Raw genomic sequence first — 12,980 nt, 5'->3', positions numbered from 1 at the left:
GTCCCCAGTCTCTCGCCTTCCCAATCCTCCGCCCCTCGTCGGTAATCTCTTTTGCCTCTGCGTCACGTTCTCGCGTTGTTGTTGCTCATCGTTTCGCCGCTGATCTTGATCGGCTGGCTCGGAACCGCCACGCTCGCGCGGCAACAACAGCAGCAACGAGAACAGTTGCAACAACTTTTCGCTGGGCGACTACGTGACTTGAGTTCCAACTTGCGTCCCATCGCCCAGCGATATGAAACCGATTTGGGCAACCAACTTCGCGTTGCCGATCGTGACTTAGATCAGCTCGCTGAGCTTCGCCGTTCTACGCCCATCGTTCGCTCGGTCTTGTTGGTCGATCGCGATGGGCGTTTGATCTACCCTCGCAAACCTGTTGTCGACGAAACATCAGAAACGTTGTGGCACGCCGCCCTGAGTGAACTCGCTCGCGGTCGACCGATTGGAGAAATCGAGGAAGCCAATGCTCCTCGAGGTGATTCCGGATCCTTGTCGTCCATCAAGCAAAACCTCCCGCAGTCACGAACTTCCCGGACGTCAAAATCATCGTTCGCGAGCACCTCATCAACCACCAGCACTCGCTGGCAAAGCTGGTTCCACGAGGACGGCCTGCAATTGGTGCTGTGGTTGCCACGATCCGACCAAACCGCCACCGGGATCGTTCTGGAACGAGGGCGATGGATGGCCGACCTTGTCGAAGCCTTGCCCGCCTCTTCCCCCGATGAGAGCGGGCGATACGAACTGCGAGACAGCACCGATCGAACGGTGTACCGCTGGGGAGATTCCACGAATGCAACCAACCAATCCCAACCGCTGGCAACCATACGGATGGAGTCACCCTGGAACGGATGGCGGTTGCTCTACACACCATCCATCACACCCAATCCGGGATGGCTGGCCGACGGAACCATTCCGTTGCTGGCAACCTTGCTGGCGCTCGCGACCACGATGCTATTGCTCGGCGTGTATGTCTTGACAACGATCCGGCGTCAAATGGCGTTGGCTCAACAACGCGTCAGCTTCGCCAGCCATGTGTCGCACGAGTTGCGAACGCCGTTGACCAACATTCGCCTGTACGCTGAACTCGCCAAACGCGATCTGGACTCGGAAACGGCGTCATCATCAGATAAGCCCAACCAACGTGGGCGGTTGCTGGAACGTTTGGATGTGATCGAAGAGGAGAGTCAGCGTCTTTCCCGATTGGTCACAGGCGTTCTCGACATGGTTTCGGGGAAAGGCAAACTGCGTCCGACAATCGAAGCCCCCGACCAAATCATCCGCCGCGTCGTGGAAAGTTTTGCTCCCGCTTTCGAGAGTCTCGAGATCAAAACGAATCTGAAGCTCAACGCCAACGAAGCAATCCCGATCGACACCGATGTGATCGAACTGGTCCTGGTGAACCTGCTCAGCAACGTCGAAAAATACGCGGCCTCTGGAAAGCGAGCCACACTGACCAGCGTCCAAACAGCGACCCTGATCACCATCGACGTGATCGACAAGGGTCCAGGGATCACCAAGTCGGAAGCAAAACGCATCTTCGAACCCTTCGAGCGACTTGACGATTCCTTGTCAGCACCAGCCGGAACAGGCCTGGGACTGGCGATCGCCCGCAACGCGGCCCGTCGGCACGGTGGCGAACTGACCTGGATTCCTTCCGAGTCGGGATCCCACTTTCGCTTCACCCTGCAACCGGTGAACCCAACATCCAATCACGTCTCGTCATCCCCAACCGAACCATCATGACCCGGATCTTGATCGCTGAAGATGACCGGCACACCCGTGCTGCCCTGGAGGAATTACTGGGCGCAGAGGGCTACGACGTGGCAACAGTCGGTGATGGCCTGTCAGCATCAAAAATGATCGAATCCAAGAAGTTCGATTTGGTGTGCCTCGACGTGATGATGCCCATAACAAGCGGTTTTGACGTCTGTCGACTTCTGCGTGCCGAAGACCACCGGACGCCGGTCATTTTCATCACCGCCAAGGGCGACGAGATCGACAAAGTGGTTGGGCTGGAACTGGGTGCGGACGACTACATCAGCAAACCGTTTGGATCGCACGAAGTCATCGCCCGAGTCAAAGCCGTCCTCAGACGCTGCCAACCGGAACCCAGCCAACCTCCCTGCGTAAAAGACCCGACCACGCATGTCACGTTCAACATGGACGACTTGCAAGTCACCCCATCAAAACTGCGAGCCACTCGTGGCGAAACGACCATTGAACTCACTGCAAGAGAACTGCAAATCTTGATCTTGCTGCATGACGCTGACGGGGATGTGGTGCATCGCCAAACGCTGTTTCAAGAATGCTGGGGTCCCGGCCGAGTCCCCAACAGCCGTACGATCGACCAAACCGTCAGCCAACTCCGCAAACGCATCGAGCGAGACCCCAAGCACCCCCGCATTATCCAAACCGTTTATGGCCTCGGCTACCGCTACGAGTGCAAGGCTCACCCATGAAAACGCTCACCCTTTCGATTGCCTGCTTGGTCACGTGGTGTTGTGCTTCCACTCATGCCGCTGATCTGCGAATGCAATTCTTGTTTGATGGTCCAACTCCAACCCCTGAACCGCTTGACGTCGACAGGGACAAAGCAGTCTGCGGCCAATTGAACTTGCTCGATGAGCGTCTTCTGGTCGACCAAGAAACAAAGGGCATTCGGAACGTTGTCGTGTACCTCTACACCGGTCGTGGAGGAACGCGATTGCCTGCTTCCAAACCGTCCAAGCAAACTCGAAATTTACGGGCAAAAGGCTGCCGTTTTGAGCCGCGTGTGGTTCTTGCTCAAAGCGGAGACAAACTGGTCTTTGATGTGTCCGAGGCCAAGGTAGGTCACAACATCAACATCAATTTCATTCGAAACCATCACTCGGGTATCCTCATTCCTGCCGGCAATAATCGCGACTTTTCCCTGCAAAAAGCAGAGCCCGCACCGATACCGATTGACTGCAACATTCACCCTTGGATGCGAGCTTGGCTGGTCGTTCTCGATCACCCTTACGCCGCCGTCAGCGATGTTCAAGGGCGAATTGAAATCAAAGGTCTTCCCGAGAACCAGGAACTCACTTTTCGCATCTTCCATGAAGACGCCCGCCACCTGACCAACATCACGATCGATGGCAACGTTCAACAGTGGGACCGCAATCGATTCAAGATCAACTTGGTCAAAGGCACCAACGACCTGGGTCAAGTGAAGCTTTCACCCGAGAACTTTGCGAGCGTTCAAACAGCAGGATCAACCGGACAGTGACAACGAGGAATGCTGCTCCATCAACCGTTTACGACGGTAGGATTTTCGTCCACATCCGGACCGTCCAGAACGGCGAACACTTCCGCCAAATTGATCTTCAGCCCGGGCAGAACCTCACCACCATCGAGCGATTCCGTTTCGCCACGCACTGATGACTGCGTCGCCGAGGTGAAGATGGCAACGGACCTTCGAATGGGATCCACCGTCCAAACCAACCGGACGCCAGCGTGAAAATATTCGCGACGTTTGCGAGCCATTTCCGCCCGAATGTTTCCGGGACTGAGAACTTCCACCACCAAATCAGGAACGATTCGAGGGAACGCCTCCTCCGGCAATTCTCCGCCCGGCAGCCGGTCCCAAGACAAAAAAGCCACGTCGGGACCGCGAATCAGATCGGGAAAGAGGGTTACAAAACCATCCGCTCCCGAGACCATGCCCAGCTTGTGTTTCGACACATGCTGGAACAGAAAGTGCCCGATCGCGAGTGCCAGCAGTGATTCTTTGAACCCCCTCTGCTTCTCCACCAATTGGCCGTCGACGAGTTCGCACATCACGCCCTGAGCATGAAGGATGGCAAGATCCTCCGCTGTCGCAGGCCTGGAGGCTTCCACCACCCGCAATCGATCGGACGAAATGCCCCCCAGGTCCGTCAGCGTGTCAGCGACACTGAGAGGCAAAGCCGCAGTCGCGGTGGCGTTGGGAAGACGGGGAATTTGCATGGTCACATTCTAACTCCAATCGCGTATCAGCCTCAAACACGATCTTCTAAAACCAATGTTCCCAAATGGCGTGGTTGATGGGCGAACCTTCGAGGGTGAGCCAACGAATGCTTCCGCTCAATCCTGCATCAAGGACTCGTTGCCTCGTCCACTACTCAAAACCCAAGCTGAATTCGATTACTAGTTGCCCTCGTTGATCTTATTCAGCGTGTAGTACGCCTGAGGATGCAGCAAAGGGTTGCCGTCTTGGTTGCGGACACCGTTGGAATGAAGCTCGTGAACATGACCGAGTTGCAATCCGTCGATCACCAATCGCACGTGCATCCCGTTCTGCGAAATAGTTGCCGATGTGATCGAGGGCTTGGTCGGATCCACTTCCGGACTGCCGTACTGCGAACGGTACTCGTACGTGTAAGTCTCGATCTCATAACCCGCCAAATCGGTCGCCGTCGCGGCATCCACTGGTTGAGTGAATTCCAAGTCAAAGCCGTCTGCCGTTGACTTCATGTGCTTGATTTCAAACGGAATTTCCCCAGTCCAATCCAATCGTTCGACCGCGAATGGTCGCGGCCCGGTTGATCCCCAACCGCGGTTGGTTCCGCCAACAAACATTGATCCATTGGGTGCCATTTCCATCCCGACATTGCCTGAGGCAAACCCTCGTCGGAACGGAAAACAAACGCCCTGCCAGACGCCATCGACTTCTTCCAAGTCGACTCGCATGACCGTGCTCTGCGACTGATCGCTCACGAACAATTGGTTTTCGAACGGACCAAATTTGCCGCCTGACTGATCGCAAACGATGCCCGACGCACTCTTTCCCATCTTGTTGTACGGGAACATGACTACCGTCGGGACCAGTTCTGGGATTTTGGCCGCTTCGGTCAAAATGCGACTGCCGCTTTCAGGCTCTTGAGGACGCTTGCCCATGTTCGGTGCATCGTCATACCAATCCCAACCACCGGGATGGCCCATGAACTTTCCTTCTCGCAGCATCTTCAAACCACACGTTCCATTCCAAGGACCTTGGTTGTCGGTGTAGAAAACATGGCCGTTCGAATCGGTCCCCATCCCACCGGGCGAGCGCACGCCGCTGGAATACGGAATGGTTTGGCCGTCCGAAGTGATTTTCATCGCCCACCCGCGAAACGGAACCTTGCTGCTGAATGAACCTGTCAAACACAATGTGATCAGCATGTCACCGTTGGCATCCAACTTCGATCCAAACGCGTATTCGTGGTAATCACCCGACACGCCCCATCCATCGGCATGCGTTTGAAAGACATCCGCGGCACCATCTCCGTCGGTGTCTTTCAATCGCGTGATTTCAGGACGCTGCGTCGCGATCAACCATCCGTCTTGTTCGGTCAAACTGAGTGGTTCGTGCAGCCCGCGAGCAAACACGCTGAACTGATCCGCGGTCACTTTTTCAGCAAGCGGATTCTCGATCATGAAGATGTCACCGCGACGCGAACACACCGCCAATCGCCCGTCTTCCATCCACTCAAAGCCACACGCTTCGATGACTTCGCCCTCCGGAGTTTCGAAGGTCGTGATCGTGTAGTAGTCGCTCTCCTTCGGTTGATCCGCATGGATCGCTGGAACAAAGCTCAGCAGCAAGGCCAAGCTGGCCAAAGGTCGAATTTGCATGAAGTTCATCGTTCAGGTCGTCAAAAAAAGTTCGGTGGCAAATGTGTCAGTTCAAAGCAACGCGTCGGATGGACGTCACCAAGCAATCGTTTGATGGATCGTCACTGTTTCTCCCTCCGGCAGGGCAGCACGCCAAATCGCTTTGCCATCCACCATCACCTTCTCAAGCTGAATCCCCTGGACCTGCAAACTCGCTTGATTGTTGATGCGGAAGACTTGCGTGCCCTCCGATTCTTCCACAAGCTCCATGGGCTGGTCGGTCGGTTGCCACACCCATTGATCGTTGCCATCTGCAGCAGGAACCGAAACCGTCAACGTTCGGCTCAGTTGAGGCGACGTTTTCTCACCAGCCGGCGTTTGAGAAGAAATGGTGTCTTCCACTTTCAAATCACCTCGAGCAAACCCAATGGCAATGGTTTCGCCGCCACTCAGTTGATATCCACCGAAACGGAAATCTCGGGCTCTTGCCGACTCCTTGGGCCAAGCCGCAGCAACGCTTGAAAGCTGAGCCAATGTCGACTGTCCCTCAAGAATCGAAACCGCATCACCGAGCGGTTCCTGGCGACCTTGTCCGCGACCACGCCAGTGCATCGATGCATCGAAGAAGCCGTTCTTCCAAACCCGAGCCAACGTCATCTGCTCGGCATCCCAGATCAGGTTGGTTTTGTTCGGGAAAGCAATTCCAATTCCGCGTGCACTGACTCCGGTGAAGAAGTTCCGGTAGATCCGCAGTGCTTGCTCGGCCGGCTTCAACACAATCGCATTCTGCTTCAGACCGACCGGTTCTTTGGCTTTGTCACCAAGCGACAGATACTTCCAAATGGCGTCGGTTTGGTTGACCGGATCGCCGTCTTCGATCGTGGTGATCGAGGACTTGCCATCCACAAAACTGTTCGGCATCCGAGTACCAGGTCGATACAGCGTTGGGTTTTGCAAATAGCGTTGGAACCATTCGTATCGAAGTCGTTTGGGCATTGTCAAAAGATCAATCGCACCCAAACCTCCTCCGGTATCTCCTCCAAAACTGTGGCACTTGATGCAGGACAACCCGTCGTTGCCGCAAAGCTGGCGACCGTTGGAAACGACCGTCGATTCACTGGCGGTGGTGTCCGCTGCTTCAACCGTCGGATCCATGTCCAAACGTCCGACCGCAGCATGCCAGTCTCGCAGTGGCTCGTATGCAAACGCCGGCATTCGCGTGCCCATGTAGCTGCGAAGGTTGGCACCGTGATTCAACACATCGGTGATTGTTTGCGGAGTCAGTTTGTCGCCAACACCCGTTAATTGCGGGGGCAAACGGCCTTCCAGTCCCATCTCGGGAACCGTCGACACAAACGACTCATCACGGGACAACTCGGGCCCGCCAACGCCACCGCGTTGGTGACAGGCATAACAATTCAGCCCCACCATCGTCATGTGAACTCGTCGAGCGTCAGTCACCTTGGGGCGTTGTCCCGAGCGTCGGCGTTTCAGTGCCGATTCAATCGCAGACGTCTGCGAAGCTCCCAAGGCAAAGTTGACTGCAGGTGCGGAAACTTTCTCCGCCAAACAGCCCTTTCCTTCGCTCGCCTGATCCAACGCGGGTGCTTGAACGATTTGCAAATCGGAAGCTTTGCCCGCACCGACCGAGTGGCAATTGGCGCATCCAGCGGAATAAAATTGCTGCTTGCCTTTTTCAATCAGAGAAGAGTCCGCCACAAATTCGCTTGGCAACAAATCCAGCGGCTTTCCACCGACGGTGTTGCTGACCCAATAGGCAATGTCATCGCGAGCAAAGGAATCGCCTTCCACTTCCAAGCTCAGCGACGTTTGTCCTCCACCATCAAAGTACTCCACGCGAACTGGATAGACCCCGGCCTTCAAGTCGTATTCAGCTTGGACCGTTTTGTGAGGATGGATCCCATCGTTCTCCAATCGATGCCCATCAATTTCCAGTGCACTGCCGTCATCGCTGGCCAAGTAAAACGTCAACTTGGTATCTGCGTTGACGTGCAAATCGGTCTCGTAGACCACCCCAAAGTTATTTCTTCGTTTCAAGTCATCGAACTTCAGCCCACCGACTCGATCTTCGGAGACTGGTTCCAACGAATCAAACTTTGGCAGTTTCTTCCATGATCCGTGATAGACCTTTCTGGTGAATGCATCCGCGGTTTCGCCCACGGTGACCTCACGAGTCAGGTAAGCCGCGACCGCCATGATCTCTTCGTCGGTGCCGACCATCGCTGGCATTCGCAAGCCCGGACGAAGTTGGTTGCACGTTTTCAAGAACTTCGTCAAAGACGGCAATGTGTACTTGCGGTGTGGCTTGCCCAGCGGAACCGACATTGGGCTGGGACTGGCGGGATCAGCCGAGTGACAGGCTGCACAACCCACTTTTTGATACAGCTTTTCGCCGCGATCAGCGAGCTTGTCACTGACGATACGGTCTTCAAGTGGCTGATCGTTGAGCGAATGCAGGTAGCTCGCGATTTCTTGCGCGCGTTCCCGTCGTTCGGCCGCCTCCATTCCTGGCCAGGGGTCGGGCATTGTTGTGCCGCGTTTGGTGGCGTGAGGATCAGCAATCATGTCAACGATGGCATCAGCGCGAACTCGCCCGAACACCTGCGACAAATCGGGGCCACTTTGCGAGGGCAACATCGATGTTCCTGCTGCGTGACACGCTCCGCATGCCAAGTTGTCGATCAGAACTTCGCCCGCGTCGGCCATCGACAACGCGTCGGTGCCAACGAAACGTTCAAAGCCTGAAACAATCGGACGCTTGGCTTCGCGTTCCGCGTCTCGTGGCAAAACCCAAATGTTTCGGTATCGAACCTGGTTCCCATGATCTTGCAAATAGATGGGCCCCGGCTCGGGCCCCTCCTTCAATTTCGCTCCTCGAGTCGCATTCGGCACAACAACGTTGTTCTGAACAATGACTCCGTTCAAACGAACGGTCATCCGAGCGTCAGCGACCTTCTTCCCTGCATCATCGAATCGCGCCGCCGTGAAATCAACATCGTAAGTCTGCCACTGCATTGGCGGATAACAAACGTTGACCGCGGGAGCACTGACGGTGTAAATCGCACCGCATTCGTTATCGAGCCCTTCCAACCCAAACGAATCCAACACCTGAGTTTCGTAGCGGCCTTGGTGATAGACACCGCTGTTGCCACGCTGTTGGCCCGTTGCCTTGGGCATGAACGGAGTCCGAAACTCCAAGTGCAACGTGTAGTCTTGGAATTTCTGCTTGCTCGATGTCCCTTGCATCAACCAACCTTCAGGACTGACGCGACCGTTCTCCCAATTCGCTTCCGCCGATTCTTTGGTCCCATCGAACAGCACGGTGGCTTTCGCGGGAGCAGACCGGCCCATCGTGCTGCTAACCCGCTCGACCCGGCGCAGATTCATCGAATCAAACAATCCCAACAGGACATCTTCATCCGCCTCAATTTTTCGAGGCGAAGGCTTTGCACCAGCTCCGGGCAAGCCGCCTTCGTGAATCACAACGTCAAACTCGCCGTCGCCGATGGCAATGACCTGCACTCCGATCTCATCCGCGATGTACTCGCCCTGCAATGCAAAGTCAGGGTCATCGGAAACCGTCTCTTGAGCAGAAACCAATCCAATCGAACCGCTTAAAACCAGAATCAATCCGGCCAGTGAGCTCAGAACTGGCGGACGCAGTCGCAAAAGCAGTGTCTTCAAAGTCAGAATCATCGAGAAGTCAGTTCAGAATGGAGTTCGTATTTCACAGTGGTTTCGTCGGAGGCCGCGCTACGCAGCAGGGCGAGCGCCGCGGCAACTAGTTTTTCACCTGATCCAGGCTTGGTTCGTGAGTTGATGACCTCGTAACTGCCTTGAGCATACGCGGCATGCGTTGGCAAATAAGCCGTTTCGACACAGTTGGACAACTCAATCACCAGTGTCGTTTTGAATGGCGAGTGTCGTTTGATCGCCAACCCCAAGTCAACAAAAACTTCTCCAGGCAGGAAGACGATGGCCAACTCATCCCCCAAAGTGATGGACGCAACCTCGACTGGCAAATGATCTCCGATGCCCTCCCATGCAATCATTGGCGAAACATTCGCTGGATCATCCGCGTCAATCCACGAAGGATTGTGGGTCAGGCGATCCAACTGAGCATCTCGGTTGGCAACGACGAGGTCCTCGAACGCCACCTTTTCACCCCCGCGAGCCAGGGGAATCAACGACTTTGCTCGCTCGATCTGCTGTTCCGTTGATGTTTGCAGCGGCAACGGGACCACCGCGTGACGATATTTTAATTGCGATTTCTCGTCCGGTGATGTTTCGGTTGCCCCTTCGACCATCGAACGAGCCTTTTGCACCAAGGTTTCGCCCAAAGAATGCCCAATGAACTCGCACGAGTTGCGTTCTTTACGAGATGGATCGGAGTGATTGATGTCACCGCAAGTGCCAGCCCCGAAAATCGAGAGCACTTCATCGCCAAACTTTTCCGCCACGGCCCGATGCATGTATGCCGGGTAATCAGCACTCCACTGAGTCCCCCCGACAGTGTCCAAGTGCAACGCATAACTGCTGCAAATTGTGAATGGCCGGTTTGTTTTCGGATCCACGACCGCAATCACGCCCAACTGATCATCGATCGGACCAGCGGCGCGAATTCGAGCTGGGTTGGACTCCCGCTGCCAAGTCTGAATGCTGCCGTCCTTCATCACCGAACGTCGATTGAATGACACCGGCACCGATTGAATCGCCTGCCCCGCCATCATTTTCGCGGGACGCCTGTTCGACGCGGCATCGCCAATTGCTCCCACAATCCCATCGATCAATTTTTCAGCGTAAGGAATCTTCGCCTGATCAGAAGCTTCGCCACTTCCCGACTCCTTCCACTCACTACGAAGATGACGCACCAAATGCGCCCGATAGTCAGGGGCGGTGTGCGAATGCGTCGCTGAAACAATGTGATGTTTCACCGGAATCCCGTGCAACGATTCCGATCGCCGCGTCACCTCTTCGTATAAATCTCGCGTGATGCCGACCAAGTCACACGCCACCCAGACCACGACCGTATCGTCTTGCTCGAAAACCATCGCTTTGGCAAACAACGGGTCGCGCATATCCGTGGCCAAACGCTCGTGAAAATAGCCCGAAATTGGAAAACCCGTCGGCGGCGTGATCTCTCGTTGAGCACTCCCAATCAATAACTCCGACGCAAACCCCTCTCGGATCGTCGAGTCGCTTGCCGCTGTTTCCTCTGCTCGAACAAACGCAGGACTGGCAAAGAAACAAACAAGCCAAAGGAGCGACCAACGCCAGCCCATTCGATAGAAAAGGACAGAAAAACCCAAGCGTTTGACCATGGTTGCACTTTTGTCGAAGGCGGGAATCTGGGGATAGAGCCTAGTTCGGCGGGTGGGGTGGGGTTCGTGAACCCTGAGTCATTGTAGATACTCCCAACCTCAGCCATTGCACCTGACACACCTTTGACTCACACAAAATCCGATGCTTTCATCGCTCACTCCCGACCAAATCGCTCTGTTGGCAGCGGGCGCCACCGGCATCGGCTTCTCCAAATCTGGATTCCCCGGCATCAGCATGTTGCACGTGGTCCTCTTCGCCTTTGTTTTTGGTGCGTTGGAATCCACTGGCGTGTTACTGCCCATGTTGGTTGTTGGCGACCTCTGCGCCATTCGCTTTTTCGGACGAAAAGCAGACTGGTCCCATGTCCGTCGATTGCTTCCCCCCACACTGATAGGGATTCTGATTGGATGGGCGATGATGGACCAACTCGATCCCGGACATTTCAAGACACTTGTTGGTGGGATCATTCTCGCATTGACCGCGGTGCAAGCCGCCCGTCTTCTACGGCCCAAGTTGTTTGAGAAATTCCCCCACCAAGCCTGGTTCTCCATCTTCCTCGGCTTACTGGCAGGTCTAACAACGATGTTGGCCAATGCAGCTGGGCCAGTGGTTGCACTCTATCTTCTGGCGGTCAGCCTGCCAAAGTGGGAATTGATCGGCACAAGCGCGTGGCTGTTTCTTGTATTAAACGTCCTGAAGCTCCCGTTGAGCTACAACCTCGGCCTCATCACACCCGATACATTGTTGGTGGGCGCCGTGTTAGCTCCGATGATCCCACTTGGAATGTTGTCCGGAAAATGGCTGGTCACCCGAGTTTCCCAAACTTGGTTCAACACCATTCTTCTCGGTTTCACCGCCATCGCCGCCATGCGATTGATGGGTTGGTTCTGAATCCGACGATTCCAAAATTCGTGCCTCCGGACACCAATGCGTTATGTCGACGGAAACCAACCCTCAACGCGCAAACCAAACATCCGATTTGGATATTGAAATCCTTCGCGTGGACTACACCCACGAACCACATCGCCAATCACTGATTCGCCTCCTCTCCGAATACGCAGACGACCCAGCCATCGGAAGCCCGGGACTGAGTAAGCGTGCCCAACAGCGAGTGGCAACTGAACTTGCCCAACGCCCCAATGCAGTTTCCCTGTTCGCGATGATCAACCATCCCGACCAGCGAACCGAAGCCATTGGGCTAGCAAACTGTTTTGAAGTTTTCTCAACCTTTGCCGCCGCCCCCGTTTTGAACGTTCACGACGTCATGGTCAGCGCTCCGCATCGAGGAAAGGGTGTTGGTTCCCTGCTGATGAAAGCGATCACCGAACTCGCGAACGAACGCAATTGTTGCAAAATCACGCTCGAAGTTTATCGCGGAAACAAGCCAGCTCGTTCGCTGTATTCGAAAACCGGATTCGCTGGAACCGAAATCGACACCGAACTCGGTGAAACCCTTTTTCTGTCGAAGCGCCTCATCGACCACGAATAACTGCCTGTTCAACTGCCACGAATCTTTTCACTCCAACAGGCCTCCAATATGCAATACGACCCAAACCCAAACGCCAACACCTGGGCAATGATCTTGCATTTCTCGCAATTTGCGGGATACGTCGTCCCAATCGCAGGTTTCCTCGCCCCAATCGTGATCTGGCAACTCAAAAAAGACGACATTCCTTCCTTGGACGCACACGGGAGAAACGTCACCAACTGGTTGATCACCGAATTCCTCTTCAGCATTCTCTGCACGATCCTGCTGTTTGTCGGAATCGGTTTCTTGGGATTCTTGATCCTGGCCGTGTTGAGTGTGATCTTCCCCATCATTGGAGGGATCAAAGCCAGCCAGGGTGAGGTTTGGAAGTACCCTCTGACGATTCACTTCGTCTGAACAGGTAAACAAAGCAGCTCACAGAGTGGCCGATCGAGAAGCAACCGATCGCAACCTGGAACCCCGCCGGCACTTGTAGAGGACCGTTGATTCCGAACGGCCCGTCCTGGGGAACTTTGATGGATCCAAGCAGGCCGGCGCTTAGGCGAAAAGCATG

General features: G+C 55.0%; 10 protein-coding genes. 6 read left to right on the top strand and 4 right to left on the bottom strand.

The genetic code is table 11. From position 1 onward, the window contains the following. The first annotated feature begins 51 nt into the window (after positions 1–51). Genes ACF8AM_RS01865 through ACF8AM_RS01855 form a run of 3 tightly spaced genes read left to right on the top strand, consistent with a single transcriptional unit; the run spans position 52 to position 3,247 of the window. Entirely contained in the window at positions 52–1,740 is a 1,689-nt protein-coding gene (locus ACF8AM_RS01865; RefSeq protein WP_392554004.1) for a sensor histidine kinase, read from the top strand. After that, positions 1,737–2,456, top strand: coding sequence for a response regulator transcription factor (locus ACF8AM_RS01860; RefSeq protein WP_392554003.1), 720 nt, complete (start codon positions 1,737–1,739; stop codon positions 2,454–2,456). The genes ACF8AM_RS01865 and ACF8AM_RS01860 overlap by 4 nt, the downstream gene beginning before the upstream one ends. Beyond that, positions 2,453–3,247 (top strand): methylamine utilization protein, encoded by a 795-nt coding sequence (locus ACF8AM_RS01855; RefSeq protein ID WP_392554002.1) that lies wholly within the window; start codon positions 2,453–2,455, stop codon positions 3,245–3,247. Before ACF8AM_RS01860 ends, ACF8AM_RS01855 begins: the two co-directional genes overlap by 4 nt. A 20-nt stretch (positions 3,248–3,267) precedes the next feature. On the opposite strand, the gene ACF8AM_RS01850 is transcribed toward ACF8AM_RS01855, so the two are convergent. From ACF8AM_RS01850 to ACF8AM_RS01835, 4 genes are all read right to left on the bottom strand, one after another. After that, the gene (locus tag ACF8AM_RS01850) at positions 3,268–3,966 is read right to left on the bottom strand and encodes a Uma2 family endonuclease (protein ID WP_392554001.1); all 699 of its coding nucleotides are present in this window, start codon (positions 3,964–3,966) and stop codon (positions 3,268–3,270) included. Positions 3,967–4,146: 180 nt separating this feature from the next. After that, positions 4,147–5,625 (bottom strand): hypothetical protein, encoded by a 1,479-nt coding sequence (locus ACF8AM_RS01845; RefSeq protein WP_392554000.1) that lies wholly within the window; start codon positions 5,623–5,625, stop codon positions 4,147–4,149. 66 nt (positions 5,626–5,691) lie between these two features. Continuing rightward, complete coding sequence (locus tag ACF8AM_RS01840; protein WP_392553999.1) at positions 5,692–9,312, bottom strand: family 16 glycoside hydrolase; 3,621 nt, start codon at positions 9,310–9,312, stop codon at positions 5,692–5,694. Further along, positions 9,309–10,937 carry a hypothetical protein gene (locus tag ACF8AM_RS01835; protein ID WP_392553998.1) on the bottom strand — a complete coding sequence of 543 codons (1,629 nt, stop codon included), beginning with the start codon at positions 10,935–10,937 and terminating at the stop codon, positions 9,309–9,311. Before ACF8AM_RS01835 ends, ACF8AM_RS01840 begins: the two co-directional genes overlap by 4 nt. A gap of 178 nt (positions 10,938–11,115) precedes the next feature. On the opposite strand from ACF8AM_RS01835, the gene ACF8AM_RS01830 reads away from it, so the two are divergent. Genes ACF8AM_RS01830 through ACF8AM_RS01820 form a run of 3 tightly spaced genes read left to right on the top strand, consistent with a single transcriptional unit; the run spans position 11,116 to position 12,823 of the window. Continuing rightward, positions 11,116–11,829: a sulfite exporter TauE/SafE family protein gene (locus tag ACF8AM_RS01830; RefSeq protein WP_392553997.1), complete on the top strand. Its 714-nt coding sequence runs from the start codon at positions 11,116–11,118 to the stop codon at positions 11,827–11,829. Positions 11,830–11,872: 43 nt separating this feature from the next. Next, positions 11,873–12,427, top strand: a complete 555-nt coding sequence (locus ACF8AM_RS01825) for a GNAT family N-acetyltransferase (protein ID WP_392553996.1) — start codon at positions 11,873–11,875, stop codon at positions 12,425–12,427. Positions 12,428–12,475: 48 nt separating this feature from the next. After that, positions 12,476–12,823, top strand: coding sequence for a DUF4870 domain-containing protein (locus tag ACF8AM_RS01820; RefSeq protein WP_392553995.1), 348 nt, complete (start codon positions 12,476–12,478; stop codon positions 12,821–12,823). Positions 12,824–12,980 lie beyond the last annotated feature (157 nt).

This window comes from Rhodopirellula sp. JB055, assembly GCF_043100905.1.
In the GTDB taxonomy this organism is placed as follows: domain Bacteria; phylum Planctomycetota; class Planctomycetia; order Pirellulales; family Pirellulaceae; genus Rhodopirellula.
This window is presented reverse-complemented; position numbering and strand designations above follow the sequence as displayed.

Bases quoted from the DNA above. Each gene is read 5' to 3' on its own strand.
- ACF8AM_RS01820 (WP_392553995.1), top strand. From the start codon at position 12,476: ATGCAATACGACCCAAACCCAAACGCCAACACCTGGGCAATGATCTTG.
- ACF8AM_RS01825 (WP_392553996.1), top strand. From the start codon at position 11,873: ATGTCGACGGAAACCAACCCTCAACGCGCAAACCAAACATCCGATTTG.
- ACF8AM_RS01845 (WP_392554000.1), bottom strand. From the start codon at position 5,625: ATGAACTTCATGCAAATTCGACCTTTGGCCAGCTTGGCCTTGCTGCTG.
- ACF8AM_RS01850 (WP_392554001.1), bottom strand. From the start codon at position 3,966: ATGCAAATTCCCCGTCTTCCCAACGCCACCGCGACTGCGGCTTTGCCT.
- ACF8AM_RS01855 (WP_392554002.1), top strand. From the start codon at position 2,453: ATGAAAACGCTCACCCTTTCGATTGCCTGCTTGGTCACGTGGTGTTGT.
- ACF8AM_RS01860 (WP_392554003.1), top strand. From the start codon at position 1,737: ATGACCCGGATCTTGATCGCTGAAGATGACCGGCACACCCGTGCTGCC.
- ACF8AM_RS01835 (WP_392553998.1), bottom strand. From the start codon at position 10,937: ATGGTCAAACGCTTGGGTTTTTCTGTCCTTTTCTATCGAATGGGCTGG.
- ACF8AM_RS01840 (WP_392553999.1), bottom strand. From the start codon at position 9,312: ATGATTCTGACTTTGAAGACACTGCTTTTGCGACTGCGTCCGCCAGTT.